At 50.5% G+C, this 23498-nt stretch carries 20 protein-coding genes and 1 pseudogene; 11 read left to right on the forward strand and 10 right to left on the reverse strand.

The window, feature by feature from the left end; all coding sequences use genetic code 11:
* Positions 1-676: 676 nt before the first annotated feature.
* From HG15A2_RS11175 to HG15A2_RS25115, 4 genes are all read right to left on the reverse strand, one after another.
* On the reverse strand, positions 677-1357 hold the full coding sequence (locus tag HG15A2_RS11175; RefSeq protein WP_145060335.1) for an HNH endonuclease signature motif containing protein: 681 nt from the start codon (positions 1355-1357) through the stop codon (positions 677-679).
* Between the two features lie 41 nt (positions 1358-1398).
* On the reverse strand, positions 1399-3633 hold the full coding sequence (locus HG15A2_RS11180) for an AAA family ATPase (protein WP_315851226.1): 2235 nt from the start codon (positions 3631-3633) through the stop codon (positions 1399-1401).
* A 543-nt stretch (positions 3634-4176) separates the two neighbouring features.
* Positions 4177-5205, reverse strand: a complete 1029-nt coding sequence (locus HG15A2_RS11185) for a thermonuclease family protein (RefSeq protein ID WP_246117959.1) — start codon at positions 5203-5205, stop codon at positions 4177-4179.
* A 40-nt stretch (positions 5206-5245) separates the two neighbouring features.
* The gene (locus tag HG15A2_RS25115) at positions 5246-5395 is read right to left on the reverse strand and encodes a DUF4236 domain-containing protein (protein WP_218932501.1); all 150 of its coding nucleotides are present in this window, start codon (positions 5393-5395) and stop codon (positions 5246-5248) included.
* Between the two features lie 308 nt (positions 5396-5703).
* Here HG15A2_RS25115 and HG15A2_RS11195 point away from each other — a divergent pair, with 308 nt between their 5' ends.
* Genes HG15A2_RS11195 through HG15A2_RS11210 form a run of 4 tightly spaced genes read left to right on the forward strand, consistent with a single transcriptional unit; the run spans position 5704 to position 9569 of the window.
* Positions 5704-6123 (forward strand): hypothetical protein, encoded by a 420-nt coding sequence (locus HG15A2_RS11195; protein WP_145060338.1) that lies wholly within the window; start codon positions 5704-5706, stop codon positions 6121-6123.
* A 20-nt stretch (positions 6124-6143) separates the two neighbouring features.
* Complete coding sequence (locus HG15A2_RS11200; protein ID WP_218932502.1) at positions 6144-6854, forward strand: vWA domain-containing protein; 711 nt, start codon at positions 6144-6146, stop codon at positions 6852-6854.
* A complete protein-coding gene (locus tag HG15A2_RS11205) occupies positions 6851-7630 on the forward strand; it encodes a PP2C family serine/threonine-protein phosphatase (protein ID WP_246117960.1) in 780 nt (259 codons plus the stop codon). Before HG15A2_RS11200 ends, HG15A2_RS11205 begins: the two co-directional genes overlap by 4 nt.
* The gene (locus HG15A2_RS11210; protein ID WP_145060340.1) at positions 7611-9569 is read left to right on the forward strand and encodes a helix-hairpin-helix domain-containing protein; all 1959 of its coding nucleotides are present in this window, start codon (positions 7611-7613) and stop codon (positions 9567-9569) included. The genes HG15A2_RS11205 and HG15A2_RS11210 overlap by 20 nt, the downstream gene beginning before the upstream one ends.
* Before the next feature lie 296 nt (positions 9570-9865).
* On the opposite strand, the gene HG15A2_RS11215 is transcribed toward HG15A2_RS11210, so the two are convergent.
* Positions 9866-10765, reverse strand: coding sequence for a zf-TFIIB domain-containing protein (locus HG15A2_RS11215; protein ID WP_145060341.1), 900 nt, complete (start codon positions 10763-10765; stop codon positions 9866-9868).
* A gap of 197 nt (positions 10766-10962) precedes the next feature.
* On the opposite strand from HG15A2_RS11215, the gene HG15A2_RS24805 reads away from it, so the two are divergent.
* Together HG15A2_RS24805 and HG15A2_RS11220 are read left to right on the forward strand one after the other, a co-directional pair.
* A complete protein-coding gene (locus HG15A2_RS24805; RefSeq protein WP_261342162.1) occupies positions 10963-11094 on the forward strand; it encodes a hypothetical protein in 132 nt (43 codons plus the stop codon).
* 68 nt (positions 11095-11162) lie between these two features.
* Positions 11163-11417 (forward strand): hypothetical protein, encoded by a 255-nt coding sequence (locus HG15A2_RS11220; protein WP_145060342.1) that lies wholly within the window; start codon positions 11163-11165, stop codon positions 11415-11417.
* Positions 11418-11692: 275 nt separating this feature from the next.
* Here the strand turns inward: HG15A2_RS11220 and HG15A2_RS11225 are convergent, their stop codons facing one another.
* The 4 genes from HG15A2_RS11225 to HG15A2_RS11240 all read right to left on the reverse strand — a co-directional run bounded on the left by HG15A2_RS11225 (position 11693) and on the right by HG15A2_RS11240 (position 15681).
* Positions 11693-12220 (reverse strand): hypothetical protein, encoded by a 528-nt coding sequence (locus HG15A2_RS11225; protein ID WP_218932504.1) that lies wholly within the window; start codon positions 12218-12220, stop codon positions 11693-11695.
* 424 nt (positions 12221-12644) lie between these two features.
* On the reverse strand, positions 12645-13709 hold the full coding sequence (locus HG15A2_RS11230) for an ISAs1 family transposase (protein WP_145060344.1): 1065 nt from the start codon (positions 13707-13709) through the stop codon (positions 12645-12647).
* A 275-nt stretch (positions 13710-13984) separates the two neighbouring features.
* Positions 13985-14911, reverse strand: a complete 927-nt coding sequence (locus HG15A2_RS11235) for an N-acetylglucosamine-6-phosphate deacetylase (protein ID WP_145060345.1) — start codon at positions 14909-14911, stop codon at positions 13985-13987.
* 14 nt (positions 14912-14925) lie between these two features.
* On the reverse strand, positions 14926-15681 hold the full coding sequence (locus HG15A2_RS11240; RefSeq protein ID WP_145060346.1) for a glucosamine-6-phosphate deaminase: 756 nt from the start codon (positions 15679-15681) through the stop codon (positions 14926-14928).
* Between the two features lie 535 nt (positions 15682-16216).
* Between HG15A2_RS11240 and HG15A2_RS23955 the strand changes: the two genes are divergently transcribed.
* Positions 16217-16387: a hypothetical protein gene (locus tag HG15A2_RS23955; protein ID WP_218932505.1), complete on the forward strand. Its 171-nt coding sequence runs from the start codon at positions 16217-16219 to the stop codon at positions 16385-16387.
* Positions 16388-16510: 123 nt separating this feature from the next.
* Positions 16511-16665 (forward strand): annotated as a pseudogene (locus HG15A2_RS25120) (IS5/IS1182 family transposase); the annotation flags it as partial.
* Positions 16666-16843: 178 nt separating this feature from the next.
* Here HG15A2_RS25120 and HG15A2_RS11245 read toward each other — a convergent pair.
* The gene (locus tag HG15A2_RS11245) at positions 16844-17575 is read right to left on the reverse strand and encodes a GntR family transcriptional regulator (RefSeq protein ID WP_218932506.1); all 732 of its coding nucleotides are present in this window, start codon (positions 17573-17575) and stop codon (positions 16844-16846) included.
* Positions 17576-17874: 299 nt separating this feature from the next.
* Here HG15A2_RS11245 and HG15A2_RS11250 point away from each other — a divergent pair, with 299 nt between their 5' ends.
* The 3 genes from HG15A2_RS11250 (at position 17875) to HG15A2_RS11260 (ending at position 23369) form a co-directional block, all read left to right on the forward strand.
* Positions 17875-19503 (forward strand): FAD-dependent oxidoreductase, encoded by a 1629-nt coding sequence (locus HG15A2_RS11250; RefSeq protein WP_145060348.1) that lies wholly within the window; start codon positions 17875-17877, stop codon positions 19501-19503.
* A gap of 325 nt (positions 19504-19828) precedes the next feature.
* Positions 19829-22081, forward strand: coding sequence for a sodium:solute symporter (locus HG15A2_RS11255; protein WP_218932507.1), 2253 nt, complete (start codon positions 19829-19831; stop codon positions 22079-22081).
* 46 nt (positions 22082-22127) lie between these two features.
* On the forward strand, positions 22128-23369 hold the full coding sequence (locus HG15A2_RS11260) for an AGE family epimerase/isomerase (RefSeq protein WP_315851222.1): 1242 nt from the start codon (positions 22128-22130) through the stop codon (positions 23367-23369).
* Positions 23370-23498: the final 129 nt, after the last annotated feature.

The following is a 23498-nucleotide window of genomic DNA, read 5'->3' on the forward strand; positions in this document are numbered from 1 at the left end:
CAATTACCAAAGGTGACAAGGTGACAAAAGGACTTCAGATTCGTAGTCAGACTGCTACGTGATCGAGGACAGCAGAGGTGCATGCCACTTGGCATTCACTAGCTGGCTACTGACTAGAGAGAGTTCCTCTTCCCTTCAACAGTAATAGGGAAGGATTTCCGCGTTTTTAGAATGGATTCTAGAAAAATGTCCGAAATAGTCCAAACTTCTCTGCCCACGACCTACGGCTACCGAGGTCGGAACTAGCGAGCAATTGCCTCGGGAATTCAAACAGCGCCGTTAGTCCCGGTAGCTTTGAAATGCTCCATCACTCCTCTAGGCACATCGCAAACTACTAGGAACCAACAACGAATAAGCCGTTGGAGGTGCCTCAGCTTCTAGTCGCATTGCGAATTTTGAAGCAATCTTTCCCTCTAACTGTAATAGGGAAGGATTTACGCGATTTTAGAATGGATTCTTGAAATATTTTGATATTGGTCAGCCTCGTAGAGCAGCCAGCTGACGGACTATCCGGGTTGTAACGAATATGTTGATTTTGCATGAACCCGCCCCTACTCCAATAACGCGAAAAAATCTGCACGCCCAGGGGTCCGGTCTGGAAGAAGCGACCGCGCAGAATTTAGCCCCCCTACCCCTTTTGTCGAGAGTAGAGGGAGGTGGCAGTCCTTCAAGAACGCTAAGCGTCCCCATGTCCAAGAAATCCGAGTAGCAACGTGAGGGCACTCTCAACAGGGTCAGCAAGGGCAGGAGCAAGTGTTTTTAGCTCTCCACCGATCGCTCCTGCGAGTGCGTCTTTTTCGGACTGCCCTAGGTAAGCTTGCATTAACAGCTTTACCTTACCTATCTCAGCATAGGTGCTCAGCAGCGATTTCCTAAGATCATCATCGAGGACTGAGATGGCACCTGACTCAATCGCTCGCTGAAACTGAGTGTTTGAGAGAGCGGCTGAACAGCGGTTCTCAGGCCCGATGAACTTCTGTTCTATCCCAGCAATCACTGCGGAGTTGAATTGCAACTCGTCGATGAGCGACTGCAATGGGCCAACAGCAATGTCTCTGGGCGTGTCGATTAATGCAGCCGGGTTCTTTGCACAGATTTCTAGCCAATTTTCTTTATGTTGTTTGAGTTCCTTTGGCCTAAACTTTCTTCCCCTGGGGTGCTTATCGTTATAGCTGTGGATTTCAGCGTGACACTCAAAGCAAAGGGGAATCGCGTTAGCAATTTCATCAGCCCCTCCCTCCCCCTTCGGCTGCATGTGGTCCAGCTCGATCTTTACTCCGCAGAAGCGGTGACACACGCAGCACCGACGATGGCAACAAGCGAGCAGATTATTGACTTCCGATTGTTTGAACGCCATAGAAACACACCCATGCCTTCAGCGAAACAGATTCTAACGGATTACAAAGCCTCTACAGCAGTTGGGTAGGAATCCTCGCTTGACTCTTGAAGCGTAACTAAGTCGTCGAATATTCCGGAGAAGATAAGCTCCAACTCTGTTCGCTCACCATTGTCACCATCCTTCATAGGGTCCGAGCATCCGAGAGCTGTATCCCGATCAGCAGCAAGTTTGCAAGCGTGTATAGCTTTGCTTGGCTTGTCTTTGCCTGCCGCAGAGGCAGGGTAGTACTCTTCAACTGCTCCCCTAGAAAGAACATAGATCCTTTCTGCTAGGAGAGTGGAGAGAAGGGCCAGTTTCTGCTCCTCCACTTGGGTGGCCTCCGCTAACATGTTCCGACGAGCATAATCCACCTCTCGACCGAATATTGCGTCAACACTTGGCAAGTCTTCTAGTTCAACTCTTTGGCATTCATGAATGGCTTGCACTGCTTGCCGGAGTTGACCATACTTTTCTTGAAATGTGTAAGAACGAACGATCTCCTTCTTTTGATCCTTCGTAAGATCAATTTCCTGGTGGCCTCGCAGTTGATCCACTGCCTGAAGCAAAGCACTATGTTGTTCAACCGCTGCTGGCGATGCCTGAAGCTTTGAGAATTGGTCCGCGATTGCATCGAGATCGGCGACAATCCTCACTTCTACACCGCATAATTCAAAGAACTCTCTGAAACGTGCGAAATTACCTTTGCCGCGAACTTGCACCAAGCTTACGTTTCTACGTTGGAAATCCCAGCTTGGGTCCAATGCTTTTGCTGCGTGTTGCAGGTAGATGATGTCGCAATCTCCCTCTACGAGGACCACTCTGTCGCAGAAGAAAGCTGCACTGTTGTTCTCGTAGCAGAGCAATTGGTAAAGGTCTTTTACGGAAAGTTTTTCGCAAAGTTGAATGGGCAGCACTTCCGTTATCGGAGCTTTGCCTTCGACTACTTCGCGGGTGGACTTTCGAATTCTCAAGAAAGTGCCAGCGTCGTCTGGCGAGAAAAAATAGGGAGAGTGAGTGCAGACGCAAACCTGATGGCCAGAAGAAATCTGTGTCAACGCGTCGAACAAAATCCGCTGTGCGTTTGGATGCAAATAGAGTTCTGGTTCTTCAAAGAGAAACAGAAAGTGTCCGTGGGTTGACGATGTCTTGTCACCATCTGCCTCTTGCTCTTTCTGTTGTTTGGACAGATCAACGAAGGTCCTTAATAACGCGAATGTGACCGCTCTCTTTATTCCGTCCCCTTTGGTATCAACGTCTCCCGGAACACCGTCATCCAATATGATTCTGGCATTCCGAAAAACGTCTCTGACTGACGGTGGTGGTATCTCTATTGAGACGGTGACATCACGGAATTGCTCACCGACGTATTGACCCACAATTGATTCCATTGACTTCACTTCGTCGAGTCGATTATCTGTGCTAGTTCCGCTATCACCTTCCTGTCGATTTATCATATTATTCAATTTTGCAAATGACTCCTCGATTGCTTGGAAGCCATCGCTCTCTTGAATCATTGACATCAGAATACTGATTATCTTACCGAAGCTTGCACTTTCAGTTGTCTTGAGTTCGTCTCTCACATCCTTGACTGCCGGGATAAAGACTACCTCTGGCAATAGGTCGGTGATGCTCTGTTCGATTCCAGTAGGCAAAGAAGCTTCGACGAGTATCAGGTCGGACTCACCTAGAGCCCCGATGTACTCAGCGACAACTTCCTTGCAACGTTTCTGGGTTAGCTTGCCCTCCCCGACTTCTCCAATGAGTTCTGGGTACTTGCTCTCAAACGAATGTCTCAGTGCGGCCCCTGTCCCTTGGATTGCATCGGCAATTCCGGCTTCAGAAAACCTTTCGTCCCTAGCCGTCTTCTTGTAGCATCGAAGAACTGACTTACCTCCTCCGCTTGGGTACCGCCTCACAAGCGTTACTCGTTCGTCATACACAACCGTGGCTATTTTCTCTCGATGCGACTCACTAAGCACTTGCAGTGCTTGTTGTGAAACGCCCTCCAGTGTAGCTGTAACCACGACATCCTCATCGCGGTCATAAAAGTCACTTGGTTTTAGCGCGCTCCCAGACTTCACAAGAGTCATCGCCATGAGCAAGGAAGACTTACCCGCATTATTGTGACCAACTGCGCAGGCGAATCGTGACAAAGTCACGTCTGCTTCGCTGATGCTTCGAAAATGGGTATCTTTAGCCGTGAATAGTACATCATTTAACCCTTTAGCGAAGATACATTGGCGAAGACTCCACAGGCATTGTCGGCATCATAACTTCACTCACACCCGAAACACTTTCATCACTTCATCCCCCAAATGATTGATCACTTTCACGGCAATACGCCCTGAGGTTGGGTTGTCGAAGGCTCTATCGTGCCTCGTTCTGGTTCGTCCTCGTCGGGAGACAACCCGTGTTGCAGCCCACCACTCTTCAATTCTGGTTCCTCGCCAGAATCTGTGGGTGAAAATATGCAACATCATGACAGTGGGACCTCCGCTCAGGCTCGACAGAGGGGGTCCGCCCCTCGCGCCGTCCCCCTCGCATCAACCCTCAGACGGCGGGGCGCAGTGCTGATGCGAGGGGGACGGCGGAGGGGCTAGCCAACTCTCCTGGTGTATACATTTGTCAGTTCAAACCACACATTTTGAACACCTAAGTTATCTGATGGTCAGTTTGAAAACCCCTTAAAAACACTGAAAAAACTTTATGTTAGCTTCAAATCTCCTGTTTGCCCGAAATCTACCCACAGATTCTGGTGAGGAGGCTCAATTCTATTGTTATCCACTTGAGATAGCCAATTAGCCACCGCAGATACCGCACGCCTTTCCTTCGCTGCCAGTACTCATCCGGCCTTCTTTCGTATTGTTGAAGTGCTTGCGGGTTGAGTTGTGTCGAGCATTGGTAGAAGTATTCAACCAGTACCGCATCACGGGTGCCCGATAGGTCGTGCTGTTGGTTGTTTCGCGTCGGGTCGCTTCAATTCGCCGTTGTGCCTGTAAGTGTTTCTGGCGTGCCCTGTGATCCCAAGGGGAAACAGGCTTGTTAGGATCAGCCCACAAGCCACGCTTTGCTTCTCTAGCGTCGCGTTCAGCCTGTACTAAGTCCAAGTCGTCTGAATATTCGGTATAGTGCCAAGCCCAACCGTCACGGATCATCGCTAGGTTGACCCAAGCATCCTCCGTAAAGATGTTGCCGAGAATACGCCCGTAGTTGTCTTTCTTGACCCACCGAACTCGCACATTCTGGCGGAGTAACATTTTCTTTAGGGCTTTACTGGCTTGAGTCGCGTAGTCTTGCCCCTTTTCCGGCGTATCAATCCCTTGCAGGCGTATCTTATGGATCGTCCGATCCTCTTGATACAATGTCACCGTGTCGCCATCGGCGAAACCAATGACCTTACCTTCCACGACTTCCTGAGTGTTCGCTTTCAGATAATTCGCGTCTGCTTCGCTCAGATAGCTGAGCGGGATCGTGAGCAGCTTCTGTGGCTCATGTTTCAATAGGAGGGCTGATTCATCGTTAAAGTCGAGGAGGCGGGCAAGCGTCGTGAACTTGCCGTTGCGGCTGCTCCACGTTCGATAGGACGGGTCCGGCTCTGGGACAGTCTCGATAACGACGTTATTCGTAGTCGTGCTCGTCGTTGTTTTGATCGTTACCGGGGGGAGCTTGATTGTCGGCTTCTCTACAACCTTTGGGCTCGGATCGGCGACTTGCTCTGGAACAGGTTGATGCGTGGAAACTTGCTGCTGCGTCGGTTGGGAGTTGGAAGGGTCCTTTTTGCCGGTTAGCACACTCAGCAGAAAGACAACCACCACGAAGATGAGCATCAAGGTGAGAATGCTTGAGAAACACCCGCCGGAGGATGCGTCACTGCCGGATTTTGCTTTTCGTTTTCCAGCCCCCCCCCATGAACTTATAGCGAAAACCACCTACTCCGACACTTCCCGTCAAGCCTTTCTTGCTAAGGGTGAAGTTGAACGGGCCAGCCTTCTTGCTCTTTCTGAAACGAAACGACACGGTTGTAATCCTTGGGGTAAAGGTCAGCCTTTATTAGACCCGCCGGATGCTCCCATTTCAAATACTCCTTTTTTGGCCTCTAGGGGCGAGAGGAAGCAGAAGTCTGTAAGGGGTGAATACCTGCCTTGCCTTCCTGAGGGGTGCTCTCTGTGAGTTGGTACTTGGGCCGGAAGAGGACCAGTTCGGGGGAGTTCCTACCAGTTCCTGACACACTGTCATCCAATAGGGAGAGTTTTGACTAACGTCGACGAATTTACTATGCTGACAGCCATGATCGAGAGGAGCCACTGTCTTGGCAGACGATTTCAGTGGTCAGTATTCCAGCACCCAAGCACGAAGTAATCTCCTTGGTAGAAGACGTACCAACTCAACGCATCGAAGCGGTAGCCAAATGTTGGTGCAGCAAGACACGAGCAAAGTTTGGGGTTGTCGTTACTTCCGATACGGGCGAGACCTGGACCGTGCAGCATTCCTTTCTTTGCTCACCGGAGCATGTTGATGCCGCGAGTGATCGAAACAAAAAGATCGGGCAGATTGAGATATCCGATAATTTCAACGGATGCAAGCATTGCAACAACGACACGCTCATCCAGTGCAGCGAGTGCAAAGAATATAGCTGCCACAACACGAAGCGATTTGCGATTTTGAAATCCGTAACGTGCGGAAATTGTGGCCTCAGAGGTGTCGTGTCAGGGATGGCGAAATCGATGAAAACTACAGGCGATTAACTACTACATGGAGAACAGTTGTGGAACAACGACCTTTCGGTGAAGGCATAGTCGATGACCAGCCGGCCTTCGGCACCAATAGTTTTGCGGAGAATCCAGAGCCGCGAGTCCCTTGCGTGCTCATCCTGGACGTATCGAGTTCGATGGCAGGCGATCCGATCAAGCAATTGAACGATGGCCTGATTTGTTACAAGGACGAACTGACCGCAGATTCACTCGCTTCCAAGCGAGTTGAAGTTTCTGTCGTGACGTTCGGTAGCGAAGTGAACACCGTTGTTGACTACACCACTTCGGAGGGTTTTTTCCCACCGAAGTTGGAAGCGAACGGTTTGACCTACATGGGTCAGGCGGTCAATCAAGCCATCGATTCACTTGAAGCCCGCAAGCAGGAATACAAGAACGCGGGCATCTCCTACTACCGACCTTGGATCTTCCTGATCACCGATGGGGCACCTAACGATTCCAATTGGGAGCAAGCAGCTCAGCGTGCTGTCGAAGGAGATAAGGCAAAGTCTTTTTCGATGTATTGTGTAGGAGTTGAAGGGGCCGACTTCGAGACATTAGCGAAATTCTGTGTCCTCGAACCCCTGAAGCTGCAGGGACTACGCTTCCGCGACCTGTTTCTATGGCTTTCTAGCTCCCAGCAGTCGGTCTCTCGCTCGACGCCCGGTGACGAAGTACCGTTGGAAAATCCTACAGTCGGGGACGGATGGGCCACGGCAAGCGTATGAGTGAATGGCGGCTAGTCTATGATTCTGTGAGAGGCACCTCGCACGAGGTTGACGATCTGCCATGTCAAGATAGCTCTCGCGTCCTCACGCATTACACTAACAGCACCAGCATGCTGATCTCGGTGTGTGCCGATGGTGCTGGCAGTGCGAGTTTCTCAGATCAAGGTTCACAAATCGCATGTGAAAAGTTCGCTGAGCACTGCCAGAGCTATTTTGTGGATGACGATGCAATCCGAGGTGTCACCCAAGAGGTGGTTGCCGATTGGCTGGTAGATATCCGCAGTGCAATCAACGATCGTGCGGAGGAATTAGAAACCGACACTCGACAACTCGCGACAACACTCTTGGGCTGCGTGATCGGTGAGCAAGCTTCCTTTTTTCTGCAAATTGGTGACGGAGCAATGGTCTACCGTTCCGAGGACTCGTTTCAATTTGCTTTCTGGCCTCATACTGGCGAATTTGCCAACATGACCAACTTCTTGACCTCGGATAACTTCGAGTCACAGGTGGAGTGGAAGATCGTTGAAGAACAATTGAACGATCTGGCCGCTTTCACCGATGGGCTAGAGCGTTTGGTACTGAAGTTTGAAGACCAAACGATCCATGAACCCGCCATCACACCCATGCTGGAGGCCATCAGAGATAGTCAACCCGAGGAAGACTTTTCTGAGCCACTGCGAGGTTTCTTGACTTCCGAGGGTGTTAACGAACGGACCGATGATGACAAAACTCTCATACTCGCAACTCGGTTGAATTATGGCGAGTCAGATAGTTGATCAATATGGTGCCCCGGTAGCCCTTGGCAGCGAGCTTGGCAGAGGCGGCGAAGGTGCTGTCTATGAAATCTGTGGAAAGAGTGATCAAGTAGCGAAGATCTATCTCAAGCCCGCGGATCACGAGAAGACGCAAAAGATCTCTTTGATGCTCAACTTGGGTGGCGATTCCATTAAGGAGTTTGCTGCGTGGCCTATTGCCTCACTGCATCGACATCCCGGCGGCCCAACTGCAGGGATCGTAATGCCAAAAGTCTCTCAGCCTACCGAGATACACGAACTCTATAGTCCAGCTCATCGGAAGGTGACATTTCCCAAAGCGGACTGGCGTTTTCTTGTTCGCACCGCCTTGAACTGTGCCGCCGCTTTTCAATCTTTGCATACCAATCGCATCGTTGTGGGCGACGTTAATCAAGGAAACGTGCTTGTCTCAGAGCAGGCAACGGTCAACCTGATTGACTGCGACTCTTTCCAAATCAGTGGGAACGCGAAGACCTACCTCTGCAAAGTGGGGGTTGCTCACTACACACCGCCTGAGTTGGACTCCTACAAAGATATGCGGACGGAAAACCACGATAATTTTGGATTGGCGGTCCTGATTTTCCATCTCTTGTTCATGGGGCGTCACCCATATTCAGGAAGGTACAGCGGAGCAGGGGATATGCCTTTGGAAAGGGCTATCAAGGAACAACGATTTGCCTACGGAAGAAATGCTCAGCAGCTGCAAATGGCACCACCACCGCAGTGCTTGTCACTAGGGGAACTCACACCGGTCTTAGGAAATCTTTTTGAGCGAGCCTTCGCTGATCCGCGAGCTGGCAAGCCCCGTCCTACGGCAACACATTGGTGCAATGCTCTCCTAGAGCTGGAAGCGAAGATGCGAAAATGCTCACGCGATCCAGGCCACTTCCATTGCGAAGGGAGTCCCTGTCCTTGGTGCCGGATTGTTCAACAAGGCGGCCCGAATTTCTTTATCTCGGTTTCCTTGAAAACGGCTGCTGCGAGAAGTGCGAACATCAATCTCCACCGCATTTTCTTCGAGATCAATTCCGTTAAACCGCCAGCAAGCTCGCTGAAACGAGCACTGCGAAAGCCAACTCAATCTCTGGCCCCACGACCGTTTGAAGCCGGACCCGACTCCAATAAGATACCTCGCATGCTAGTTGCGGGGATTACTTGTGGTGGAGCAGTCCTCACCTTAATGGGCATCTTCTATTCAGTAGTCGCCTATTTTTCAGTTCCGATTACGCTAGTCTTTTCTCTCTGGTGGCTCATTCTGTGGCTAGCGAGGCCCCTCAAGAAAGAGATACGCCAAAGAAAAGCTACGCTAAAAAATTGCCGAGAAGGATTGCACAAGGCCAAGCAAAATCTCTCGTTTGTCTTGCAGCATCATATCGAACTGTTTGAAAACAAAATCAACAAGCTTGAGGAGGCGAAGTCACGATACGAGAGTCTCGGAGCAAGGCGTGATAGAGATTTTGCCCAGTTACAGGCTTCGGCCAGAGAACGCCAGCTAGAAGATTACCTAGAACGTTGCTTCATTAGTAGCTACAAGATCAGTGGTATCGGTCCCACAAGGGTAGTGACTCTTGAATCTTACGGCATTGAGACCGCAGCGGATGTCTCTTACAAAAGAGTAGAGTCGGTCCCCGGTTTTGGGCCGAAGCTGGCACGTACCTTGGTAAACTGGAGAGCTAATCAAGAGTCGAGATTCACATTCAATGCCTCGCAAGGTGCCCCAGCTTCTGCTGTTCAGAATTTGGACATGAAGTACCTACAAGAGAAATCGCAGATCCAAACCATGCTAGCTGGGGGTCCAATCAGTCTAAGGGCGATCACTAATGGGGCCAATGCTGAGCTTGGTCGCCTCGATGAGAACTTGGCTGAGTTGGAGTTAGCTCTGGCACAGGCTAAGTTAGACGCAACTTTGGATGAGGGTTAGCTTGCTCCTCAATTAGCAAAGTAATTGAGATGCAGGTTTCCGACCATTGGGCAGTGAGCTGTGAGACTTAGATTGACAAGGTCCTCCGATTAATTCTTGGCAGATCGGCTATAGGATAAATGGGGCGTTGAGTCGGCTCAAAGTTGTAGTATTAGGGAAACCAAGCTAGGTTGACGGCTTAGTTCTATCCACCCCCAATATTGTGGTAGTCTTGGCATGCATATGACCACATGTAAGCTTCGGAAGTCTTTGAGTCGATGGACGAGAACCGATTCGCGAGTAACCAGGGTAAGTTTCTAGTTCTCAGCCATCCGAAGCTCGACCTCGTGGATTAGCTGATCGCATCCCAACTGGATTTGGTCGTACAGTTCCTTCCGGGCCTCAAGCGGCTCTAGGGCATTCTCGAAATTCTCCGCATGAGAAGCCCGTGAGACTTCAACTCCGATATTAACCAAGCCTGCGACTAGTCCCTTGCTTCGCGATTTGTGCATTCGAGGCTTCGAATCACGGAAGTGAGCTTTCGTTTCACGGATCTCGTTGGCGTTCTCCTTCTTAGTCATGTTGACCCGCTTCTTAAAGAGTCGAATCGATTTAATGATGAACTTGCCGTCGGAGCAATCAATATCGGGATTAACTCTTAGCTCTGTTTGCATCACTTCAAAGTATTGATCCCTATACTCGATCATACCGTTGCTCGTGACAGTGTAGTCGATCGGATAGTCAAAGGGATGAGCAGCAATCTCCTTCTGAATACGCTGCTCTTCGCGTCTTCTCGCTTCCTCCTGCTTGCGTTTTACGTCGGCGACTTCTTCCTTTTGCCGTTGTTCGAGTTCAAGCTTTTCTTGGGCTTCAGCATCTTCACGCTTCTTTTGCGATTCGATTGCAGAGAGCTGCTCTTTGCCCGGAACTACAAAGGCAGTGCTGCAACTCGGACAGGATATCTGGCAACCAATTTCATCTGGGCCACTTATTAACTTTTCTTCACACGAAGGACATGCGTAACGGGATTGATATTTACCGAACCAGTTCTTCTTGATCTCGGATGGAATATTCTGTTCGGACGGTTGACGCGCTGTAGAGGAGGTAAGTGATGAAACAATAAACACTCCTTTGCAGTTCGGACACTGCCCTTGTTTTCCTGCGTGGGAGTCAGGTGCTTTGAGTGATTTCTTGCAGTGGGGGCATTTAACGTTCATAGAGCCACTTCATATCGAAGGCGATTGAAATATTGCGGGAGTCGCAGATCTACAATTCTGGGGTCGGATGTCAGAACGTCCACTACTTGCAATCGCTTTTTATGTCAACATTTGCGGCCTAAGTCCAGCGGGCATTTGGGATTTCGTAATGGTCTATCGCATGGCGCAAGGCAAAGGAAACCAATGAAGGTTACGCAATGCTAGCTGCACGGCGTAATGACGAGCAGATCGAGTCGCCTACTATACCGCTAGCGGGGGAGTTTTTGAATTGGGGAGTTTTCCCCTACCGAGAGGCTCACCGCTGGCTGACAACCGAATCCAACGGCTAGGTAAGAGTTGCCGGAAGGCATCGCTGCCCTCTGCTCTTAGAATTGGAAAACGACCAAGGAACTAGGCAATGCTAAAAGTGAGCGAAGAAGAACTCGATGCTTTCGAGCAAGACTACCAAGGCGTCAAAAAAATGATTCTGGGGTTCGAGTCGGCCAGCCTTCCCAGCTGTGCGAATTGCGGATCAGAGGATACAGCGTCGGTTCAGGTGGGAATCATCGGGCGGACGACACGAATCGCTGCTGCAACGACCAAAGTTCATTTGCGGTCCAATGGTCGCCCAGGTGACTTCTTCTGTAATAGTTGTCGTGAGTACTTTGGTTAGGACAAGACTAGCTCCGCTACAACTCCCCTGACGATTTCCGGCGTGGCCAAGCATCTGCGAAACCATTCGGACAATTCCTAGGGATGGATGATCGCCACACAGACCGGAGCAGGAAACTCATGTTTGAGTGCCGTATCCCGTTGACAACTTGTCCCACAATAAACGGCGGGGGTCCCACCGTGGCCTTTGTCGCCTATAACTTCCTTCGAAGGAGTCGAGGCGACGTGTTGTGGTGCCATTAGTTGAGGTCGTGACTCACGAACACGCAATCGCCCTTAGCTTAGACGCTCGGTTACCATCTCCACAGCTTGATCCAACCCCTTAACGTTTGACCAATTTGTTTCCGTACGGAAGCTGTCATCGTTCGGAAATCCTTCATAAGTTAGCTTGCAGCCGTTCGCCGTACATCTTGCTGGCAGCAGGCCGTGAATGAAATTGTTGTCAACTTTGCCAACAAACGGCTCAACTTCAATTCCTTCAACCTTGCCATTCACCTGCCCCAAAGTCAGATCAATCAACAGATGGTCATCGTCGTTATATTCTGGGACGACCACTACTAGGTGCCCGGGCCACATGCCAGGCATAGGTTCCGTTCCCTTTCCTAGCATTATTCCAGTATCAGTATGAGATACGTTTACGATTTTTACCCCAACAGTTAGCGGATACGCCTCTGGAAAGTCGTTCTCTTGCAGCACTTTGTGCAAAATTGCTGAGCCCGAAATGCAATGGTCTATACACTGCACTTCAATAAGAACCAACGTGGTAGCCATGATTAGTTCCTGAAGGTCATGCTCTAGTTTCATGTCTTGGTCTCTCGGTTTTCACAATTCTTACCACGGGAATTTCGTTTGATAAATGGCAGAGACTGACACGCTGGCCAAGGCCTTGCCCAGCGATTCGCTTCATTATTGCAAGAATCGATCGGGAAGCTCATTGTAGCCCGATTCACGGAGGTGGTGGCAAAGGCCACTTTTTTTCAATAGCCCAGCCAAGGAGCCTCAGCTCATATTCTGCGTCAATGCTGTACTTCTTATCGAGTTTCTGTTTGTGGGGTCGCTGTGCTGACTTATTGCCAGGAAATCGATCTTCGATTCTCACAAACTCTTGAAAGAGTTTGATCTGAGTCGCTTCAGGTATACCCTTAGTGCCCAGGGCAATCGCATCTAATTACGCTTGAATACTCGTGAGAATGGCTTGCAGTGTTTGGTTATTCCAACCTGCGCGGAGTCATTTACCGCGCAGGCTTTCTTTGAGCGTAGTGTCTCGCTTGAGAATGGAGAGCGCCAAGCGACGCATTCCGGCAGCGATTTCTTGGCCGTTGCCTTTCCGAAGACGGCTTTGATCTTCTGAAAAAGTTACATCCAGCGACCAATGCAGTGAGTTCTCCACACTCCAATGGTTACGAACATGTCCTGCTAGGGACCTGACCTTGGGGGGCAGGCTGCTGATGAAAAAGGAAGTCTCTTCGCTCAGCTTCTCTCCCGATTTACGATAGCGAAAAACCATGCCAACCGAGCGAAGGTCACGCCACTGCTCAGACAGTTTTGGGGGCGCGGGAGCGACGTAATACTCGCGACGCTCATCGCGGCCGTGATTCTTCTCCACCGTGACATGCCGACGCACGCCACGATAATCCTGATCGCCGTAGTCAATGAACAACTGGAGCAGTTGCTCATGCATCTTTTTTTGATTGCCTTTCACTTGCAAAACGTAATCAGCACCCGCTAGGCGAATCTTCTCAGCAGTTTGCTTCTGGCAATGCATCGCGTCGAGCGTGACGACTGCCCCTTCGATGGCCAGTATCTCCAAAAGCCGTGGTACGGCAGTGATTTCATTGGACTTTTGCTCCGTCGCGAGTTGTCCGAGCGAGAGATGAAGATCACTGGCCCACGCGTTGACCAGGTGCAAGGCTCCTGTGCCGGACGCTTGGTCGAAAGACCGGCGAAGTGTCTTGCCGTCGATAGCCACGGTCTGGCCTTGCAGATCGAGTTGCAGGCTGGCAACCCAGTTCGCTAGGCAGTGGTAGAATTCTTTGGTGTCCAGCAGCGAGAATACACGACCCAACGTGTCGTGCGAGGGAATGCCATGCTCCAGAGGCAACCAGGTGCGGAACCAGTCGATCTTCTCGTTGCCAAATCGCTCGACATCGGCCCACGAGTCGGCTCCACAGATTGCGCCGCACAAGGCGATAGCCACGATGTCGCTGAGCCGATGTCGCTTGGTCCGTTCCATGCGAGGATCGGTAAGTTCCTCGAAGTGTGTAAGAATGACAGGGGATTTTGTAATCGCCATACGTCGACCTCCGTGCTAGAAATGCTATCGGCGGTTAGATTCCGACCCAACCGCTGAAATGACTTCTACGCAGAGATCGATGTATTCGGTCATTTAGATGCGATTGCCCTGTGCTAGGAAGGCTAATGCGACACGTCGGGTTGTCAGGGTGGAACTGGCCATAGAATCCATGACTCAAATCTTTTGGTAGGTAGGTGGTATCACTCTGAGCTAATTCACTGGAAGCCACCTTTGTCGTGGCCTGCGCACTTGAGAAGCAAGTGCACGAGTCTCGCCTAGGTTAGTGAAAGAGCCTTTTGGGGATTGAGAGAGGTAAGCATGCATATCGAATCTTCATCGAGATGTAGGTGATTGCGAAGGTTATCAGCACTCGTAGTCATGGTTGCAACCGAACCTGCCAAATGAGATTTGTCACCAGCAATCGATGTCACTCCATACTCGTCAACATCGACCTGTTGCCCTCCGATGGTGTACTGCCCTGGCCCCAGGCCGGCGGCGGAGATCGCATCTGTCACAACAATCGATCGATCAACGCCTGCGACTTGGAGGTAGTTGCCAAGTGCATAGAACGGAATGTGTACTCCATCGGCGATAAAACAGCACCAGAGGTGATCTGCAAAACTGAGTACTCGCTGAATGACATTGTCGTGGCGGTCAATCTCCTTGGGACATCCATTGCCTACATGAGTGAACATGGACAGTCCTGAATCGACTGCTGCTCGCAAGACATCAAGCGGTGCTTCGCAATGTCCGGCTGAGACGATTACTCCCTCCTGAGAAAGTCGTTGAGTTACCTTTAGTCCGCCGTCACGCTCAGGTGCCAGTGTCACTATGCGGGTTAGTCCTTCTGCCGCCTCCAGCAGTTGGAGCATCACCTCGGTATCCGCAGGCCGAACAGAATTTGCCGGATGGGCACCAACATACCCTGTTCGTTCGTTGATGAAAGGTCCCTCAATGTGAATGCCTTGTATGACCTTACGTACGATCTCATCTTCGTCGCGAGCCCGAACAATTCGCCGGAGTCGCGAAACCATGGCATCGATATCATCCGTAATGACCGTAGCCAGGATCCCTTCCACGCCATCGTTCGCTAAGCGTGTACACGCGCGGTGATAGTCTCTACCACTAGCATCGTCGGAATTGAAATCAACGCCGTCGTAGCCGTTGACTTGCAGGTCAAAGTATTGGGGGCCGTTAATCATGGATTCCTTGCTTCCTAGCGGGTGGCAGACATGGATTCTGACAGTTTGCTTGCGGCGGGTGGATCCAGGAAGATGGTCGTTGCCAGGTGCGATTGCAAGATAGATGCAGGAACATCCTGGGTAATCGGCCCTTCAATGACCTTCGCCGTTGCATCTGCCTTCCGTTCGTCGGGAACGCTACAGACAATGGCGTTTGACTTGAGGATTTGCCGAACAGACATGCTAATTGCCTGAGTTGGGATCTCTTCAAACGTCGAAAACCAGCCTTCGCCAAGTTGTTGGCGACGACATGCCTCGTCCAGCGAAACCACCAAGTAAGGTACTTCCGTATCAAAATCGGCAGGAGGATCGTTGAAGGCAAGATGGCCGTTTTCGCCTATGCCTATCAGGGCAACATCAATCGGATGAGCTGTTATCAGATCGGATAGGCGAGAACATTCATCGGCAACTTGCTTAGCCATTCCATCGATAAAATGGAAAGCTTTCAACGGCACCTTGGAAACAAAGCGTTCGCTAAGGTACTTGCAAAACGAGGCCGGGTGATCTGTGGAAATCCCAATATATTCATCCAGGTGAAATCCCGTAACTTGCTCCCAAGGAATATCCTTCTGCACTATCAATGCAGCCAACGTTTCAAATTGGGAGGCTCCCGTGGCAACGACAATATTGGCAGAGCCTCGTTCGGCAACGGCCTGCTTAATCAACTCACCAGCTTTGGAAGCAGCCAGTTCTCCCATTTCTCTTGTGTCTTTTGAAATAACAACGTTCATCTTTCTCGTCCTTTCGCGGTTAAGTGTCGTGGGTCAATACGTGACATATAAGGGCAAATTTGACTTGGTGCCTATCGCATAACTGAACTGACTTTGATGTGGGATTGTACAGAGAGTGGTTGATCACTTACCTGCCAGCACGGAGGTGCTTTCGATGGCAAAGAAGGGAAAATATGTTTACGTTGGGCGGCTCCTGGGCAAGCTTATTGGCAACGAATGCAGCCCATGCTGCCTCGCTATCAGAGAAGTCTAGAAGGTGCGCGGTAGCGAGCGGACTTGAAAGTCGTCGCCAAACGTGACTTATAGGTCCCCAGAACAGGCGTTTAATGGAAAGCAGTCTCACGCGAGTCCTACTCAGGAAGCGCCTTGCATCGTTACTTCCAAAAATAGATCGAAGCAGGCATTTTATGCAAATTGCACAAAGCTTCCCTGCTGGAGCATGACTAACTGAAAGGCATTCAGTGGAATTAGTAAAGCGTTGACGGAGCGATGCCAAAATCGTCTCTGGGTGGGGTGGAGTACCGGAACTAATGCGATGGATCGTGCTAAGCTGGGTGCCAAGCGGTCGATTCCCACAGGCGCTCGCGGCGTTCAACTGGGAGTGAAAGTGAGTGGCGCCAACACCTACGATACCAAGCTTCTGAAGGCGACTCTCGGTAGGCCTCCCATTCACAGCCCTCAGCCTACTGCCCGGCGACATCAGTAAACGCGTCTCGACATCCGATATCAATCGAAGGAAGTTTGCCGATTTTTTCAGCACCGCTACTACCGACCGCAAGTTCAATCGCGTGGGCAGGAGGAATCGCAGCGGTAGAAGCATCCGCAATTCAAGGTGCGACGATGGGTGGTGGAACGCACACATTCTTGGGTCAATCGTTCTTACAAGCTTCTCATTCGTTGGAAAAGAAGTTCAACAACTACTTGGCACTGCTGCCATTCTTATTCACATGGACTCCGCTTAGGATGGCTCGGGTGCTGAGATAGGCTCCTAGTTGCATGCGAGCGATTCAGTCGGATGTTTAGACGACGTAACGCTACCGAGGTCGAAATAGGCAGCGGATGATTTCGGTCTCGGCAGTTTTCCATCGGTTCGCTGTCCGTATTGCTCCACTGATTGTTCGGTTTTCTTCAAACCCATCGGGCTTAGCCGGTGGTAGTCGAGTCAGTTTGCATCTGTATTCACACTGACTTTTCTGACTGAAACATTCAACTTGCCTTGCTTTCGGTAGTGAGCTTCAATCAGTAGTCGGCAGGCCGATCGGATGTGCTCCATCATTGCCAGTCTCGCCCCTTCGGCGTCCTTATTTCGAATTCTCTCTAGAATCGTTTCATGTAGCCCACAAGTGTGACGTAATGAATCGATTGATTCGTGATGAATTTGCAAACCATAGATCCGTGTTCGAACTCGCAAGTGCAAGACTGTCTCTAGAGATCGTCGATTTCCTGCTGCACGCATGATAGTGTCGTGGAATTCGGCGTCTACTCGTGACCATTGGGCAAGAATCGATGTTCTATTTTTGGAGGTTTGGTTTTCAATTAAGGCGTCGAGCAAAGCGGTAAGCTCCGTGCCGCATTTATCGAGAGCCTCCAAGACTTGTGCTTCAGGCGATTCTGCGATGCGCATAACAGCATGGCACTCTAGTGCTTCACGCTGATCGTAGATGTCCATTAGGTCTTCGTAGCTAGGCTCGGGCACGAAAGTACCACCACCATGTCGAGTTTCAAAGAAGCCTTCAGTGTTCAATTGACCAATGGCATCACGCACAGGGATAGGGCTAACACCAATCTCTTTAGCAACAGATCGACCAGAAAGCCGGTCTCCTGGGCGCAATTCTCCATTGCACAGTTTCTGGAATAAATAGGAGTAGGCTCGCTGCTTTAGAGTTTCACTCACTGAATCCTCGAGTCGCATTGCCAAGTTTGAAATTATCTTTGATAGTTGCAGAAACCCATAGACTCCGCCACTATTGATATATCATAATTAATGGCGTCCGAACCGTTTCTCCATGCTGCCGGATCTAGAATGATGCAGTTTAGGCTAATATTGAGATCAGCTCAAGGAGAATTTCCTCTAGGCATGCCAAGCCAGAATGCTGAAGCAACTGGATGGTATATCACCAAAACCAGTCTTCCTCGTCTATGTCAGAGACATCAGAACAGACTGATGAGTTATAGGGCCGAAGGAACAATAGTATGACAGGAGAACAATCCACAGACGTGTTGATAGTCGGTGGTGGGCTTGGCGGATGTGCGGCGGCATTGGCTATTGCGAAAGCCGGATATCGCGTAGTCATGACAGAGCAAACGGACTGGATCGGCGGACAGCTAACGTCTCAAGCCGTCCCTCCTGACGAGCATGGTTGGATAGAGAGGTTTGGTTGCACGGCAAGCTACCGAAAACTCCGCAACTATATTCGCGACTTCTATCGTAATAATTACCCACTTACGGCTAGCGCTCGTAAGCGGGAGTTTCTTAATCCTGGAAACGGCTGGGTCTCTCCCTTGTGCCATGAGCCGATCGTGGCGCTGGAAGTGCTGAGAGCGATGCTGGCCCCCTATGTTTCTAGGAAGCTTTTAACGATTGCTTTGCGACATCAACCTGTTGCAGTTGAACTAGGGGCTGGTGATCGAATATCAGCGGTAACTTTCCGCAATGAAGCCATAGGAACTGACCAAACCATCGCGGCCAAATATGTGCTGGATGCCACCGAACTAGGCGATCTACTGTCATTGGGTGATATTGAATTCTCAGTTGGCCGTGAGTCTCACACTCAGACGGATGAGCCGGATGCTGCTACGGAATCTGATGCGACGGATGTTCAGTCCATGTCGGTTTGCTTCGCCATCGATCATATTGAAGGAGAAGACCACACGTCCGAGAAACCTAGCAGGTATGATTTTTGGCGCGAGTATGTCCCTCCGTTGAAGCCCTCGTGGCCGGGCAAACTGCTGGACTGGAAGGCTTGCCATCCGCGCACAATGGAAACTGTGGAGTATCAGTTCAATCCTCACCACGAAAGTTCACGGGCATTTTCCGGCCTCTGGTCGTACCGCCGCATTCTCGCTCGCGATAATTTTCAACCCGGCACATTCGCCAGCGATATTTGTGCGATCAATTGGCCAATGATCGACTACCTACCTGGTCATCTGCTGAATGATTCGGCTGAAGAAAACAATCGACATTTGGCAGATGCCAAACAATTAAGCTTATCGTTACTCTACTGGCTCCAGACTGAAGCCCCGAGGACGGATGGTGGCCTAGGCTACCCAGGTCTGAGACTGCGAAAGGATGTAGTGGGTACGGACGATGGTCTGGCTAAGTATCCGTATATTCGGGAGTCACGTCGAATCAAGGCGGAGTTTACAGTTTGCCAACAGCACGTCTCCGCGAAGTTGAGGCCCAATGGCAACCGGGCCCAACAGTTTGAAGACTCTGTAGGCATCGGAAGTTATCGGATAGATTTGCATCCCACAACTGGCGGTAAGAACTATCTCGACGTCGAGGCTCTACCATTCCAAATTCCGTTGGGAGCACTCATCCCAGTTCGAATAGAAAATCTCCTGCCAGCGGCAAAGAATCTGGGAGTTACGCACATCACAGGGGGCTGCTATCGCTTGCATCCCGTCGAATGGAATGTCGGTGAAGTCGCGGGCCTGCTGGCGTGCTACTGCTTGAAGAAATCGCAGTCACCGCGCGGCGTATATCGAACAGCAAAGCTCCGCCGGGAATTTCAGAGTTTCCTCGAACAACAAGGCGTCCAATTGGAGTGGCCCTCGGACATCGTTTTAAAGGAAGGGGATCCCCATGGGCACGCACTCTAATATTCTGGTTTGGACTCTATTGTTCGTCTTGGGGATAACCAACCCGATAGTCCATGCGGGAGCGGAGGACTCACAACTTTTGGAATGGAGTAACTTACCCTCACTGCCTGCAGGAGTCGAAGGAGCCTTTATTGGCGAGTTGGGCGGTTTCTTAGTCGTTGCGGGAGGACGTACTGTTGATCTCGAACAGGACTCAGCGAATGAACACTTCAGGGATGAGATTTTGGTGCTAGAGCCAAACGCCGAACAGTGGAAGCTTGCCGGCCATCTTCACGAAGCGCTTGCTGATGGTGCAGCTGTCACAACAGAGCACGGATTGCTCTGCATGGGAGGTCGCGACAACGAAGGGAACAAGGCCGGTGTCTACTTGTTGACCTGGAATTCAGTGTCAGAACAGATAGATGTGGATCAGCTGGGCGATATGCCCAAACCGCTTGCCATGTGCTCAGCGGCACGTTTAGGAGACCAGGTGTTCCTGGCTGGCTGTTGGATTAAGGATGCGGAGCAGAACGAAACAAAAAAACAGTTCTTGTCGCTCAAGGTTTTTTCGTTTGCTGACCTTGAAGCAAGCCAATGGCAGCATATCAAACCATGGCCGGGCCAAGGCTATTTTTTCTCTGCGTTAACAGCCCAGAATGGCAAACTCTTCTTATTGAACGGCTCTTCCACCCCAATCAGTAGCAATGCAAGTCAATCTATCAACTCCGCAGGTGGCAGCTATTGTTTTTCAAGTGCATCCCAAAGCTGGAGTCGACTCACTGATCCACCTATTGCGCTCGCTGCCTCATCGGCGATCGCTTACGGCCCTAGCACCATTCTCTATATCGGGGGGATCGGTAATGACGCTCATTTGGGCGGGGAGTCGGCTGCTTCAGAATCGATCATAAGTTCAAAGATTTTTGCTCACGAGACGATCACCGACTCGTGGAGCTACCAAGGAAAGCTTACTTCGCCAATTGCCATGGCTACGGCAGTCGAATGGCAGGGGCGAATCGTAGTTGCAGGAGGGCATACAACCGACAATTTGCCTACTTCAAGCGTCGCTGAAGCGACCGTCAAGCCATGGCAAAGTGCTTTCCATTTTGTCGATTACACCATGCTAGCGCTCTACCTGCTGGTGCTCATGTATATCGGCTGGCATTTTTCTGAGAAAGGCAGTTCCTCTAGCGACTATATGCTGGGTGGGCAAACGGTCCCCTGGTGGGCCGTCGGGCTAAGCATTATGGCTACGCAGGTCAGTTCAATCGGGTTCATGGCCATACCTGCCAAGGCATTTGCCACGGACTGGGTCTATTTCACAGGTATCTTAACGTGGTTCATCGTGGTGCCGATTGTCGTACGGTATTACATTCCATTTTTCTATCGCCCTAATGTGACCACTGCCTATGAATATCTAGAACACCGTTTTAATCTAGCTGTACGACTCTACGGTAGTCTTTCGTTCATACTTCTTCAGTTAGGACGGATGGCGGTTGTGCTCTATTTGCCAGCTCTTGCGCTCTCGGTAGTTACCGGGATGAATGTCTATGCGAGCATCCTCATCATGGGCATTTTAAGTACCGCCTACACCGTGATGGGGGGGATCAACGCTGTGATCTGGACCGATGTCTTACAAGCAGGTGTCTTGATGGGCGGCGCTTTGCTCGGCATGATTATTGCCGTCATGGGCCTGGAAGACGGTATTGAGGGGTTCCTGAATATTGCCGAAGCCAATAATAAGTTTCGCCTGATCAACTGGGACACTAATATCACTACGACTGCAATCTGGGTCGTTCTTGTTGGCAATGTTTTTCAGCGGACGTCTGACCTGACCGCCGACCAAACAGTCGTTCAGCGTTATCTCTCCACGAAGAATATCCAACAAGCCTCGAGAGCTTTATGGGCCAATGTTGCAGCGTCGATCCCTTGGGCTTTGATCGTATTCTTGTTCGGTACAGCCCTATTCGCATTCTTCAAAACGCATCCTGAAAAATTAAACCCTGCGATGCAAACGGATGCAATTGTACCCTGGTTTGTAGTGGAATATATGCCGGTCGGGATTTCTGGGCTGGTACTAGCAGCTCTATTCGCCGCCGCCATGTCGAGTCTCGACAGCAGCATTCACAGTGTGGCTACTACCATTTCCATCGACTTCTACAAGCGGTTTCGCTCCGATTGTTCCGATCGAGACTTACTACGACTTGCCCGCCGGTTAACGGGAGTACTCGGCATGCTGGGAACCGGCGCGGCATTACTTGCAGCCACCTATGAAATCGATTCGTTATGGGATCTCTTCTTGGAATTTGCTGGATTGGCAATCGGGGGGCTGGCGGGCATCTTCATGTTGGGAATCTTTACCAAGCGTGGCAACAGCCTTGGTGCCATTTCAGGCGCAATTGTCGGAGCAGTTGTCTTGTACTCAGTCAAAACATACACACATATCCATTTCTTCCTCTATCCTGCTCTTGGTGTCGGCTCAAGCTTCCTTATTGGCTACGCGGTTAGCATTCTGTATCCATCCGAAAACCAATCGCTTGCAGGACTTACAATTCACACGAATGATGCCGCTCACGACAGTCCATTCAGCAAGCTTGAATGACGAGATTGCGGCTCGCACTCTGTAATCTCGACCACCGGGAAACAACATGTCTGAACGGCTTGATGATAATGCTACCTCACTGAGTCGACATCGAATCGAAGAGTTGATTCGCGTTTATCGCGACGGACTGCTAGAGGATGTCATTCCATTTTGGATAAACCATTGCGTAGATAGTAAGCATGGTGGTTTCACCATGAGTCTAGGACAAGATGGCACAGTTATTGATGATGACAAAGGCGTATGGCAACAAGGGCGCTTCACCTGGCTGCTTGGGAAATTGCACAACCAAGTTGAGTCACGAGACGATTGGTTAGTACTCGCTAGGCATGGCATAGACTTCATTGATCGATATTGCTTTGATAAGAGTGACGGTCGGATGTGGTTTCTGCTGACGCGTGACGGGAACCCGTTGCGAAAACGCCGCTATGCATTTTCAGAGAGCTTTGCGGCAATTGCCTACGGAGAATTCGCAAAAGCGACCGGCAGCGACGAGTACGCTGAGAAGGCTCGCAAGGCATTCCAGGAATTCATTGATCATAGTTTCAACGGCAAAGGGAGTCTGGCCAAGTTTACTGACACCCGGCCGATGACGGCCATCGGCTTTCCGATGATCGCGATTAATGTGGCGCAAGAACTACGAGAATCTATTGGCCTTGAAGAGGCCGATAGATGGATTGATCGCTGGATTGAAAGAATCCAGACACTTCATGTGAAGGAAGATATCCAATGTGTTATGGAAACGGTCGGTGCAAATGGTGAACTTCTCGACCACTTTGATGGACGCACTCTTAACCCTGGCCATGCTATTGAAGGAGCATGGTTCATCATGCGGGAAGGTAAGCTCCGGAATGACCAAGGTCTTATCCGTCTAGGTTGTCAAATGCTTGACTGGATGTGGGAGCGCGGCTGGGATCGTGATTATGGCGGGATGCTCTACTTTGTCGACGCAAAGGGACTTCCCGTTCAAGAATATTGGCACGACATGAAATTCTGGTGGCCGCAGAATGAAGTCATTATCGCTACGCTACTGGCTTACCAGTTGACCGGAGAAGTTAAGTACGCTCGTTGGCACACTTTAGCACATGACTGGGCTTTTGAGCATTTCCCCGATGCAGAGCATGGGGAATGGTTCGGCTATTTGCACCGCGATGGTCGCCGCAGTGTGTCGCTAAAAGGAAATCACTGGAAAGGCCCATTTCATTTGCCAAGAATGCAACTGAATTGCTGGAAGATCATGGAAGAAATCCAGGAATCACTGCCTGGGATAAAACAATCGGACAATCATTGACATCATCAATAGTTAGAATTGGTTCTTGGCAACCTGGATAGTGAAGACTTTTTTGGGTTCACACGTTCCCCGCTATCTCTTCTATGCATCCACCGTTGAGGTCTAGCTCACAGAGTGTAGCAAACCATA

It is taken from the genome of Adhaeretor mobilis, assembly GCF_007741515.1.
GTDB lineage: Bacteria > Planctomycetota > Planctomycetia > Pirellulales > Lacipirellulaceae > Adhaeretor > Adhaeretor mobilis.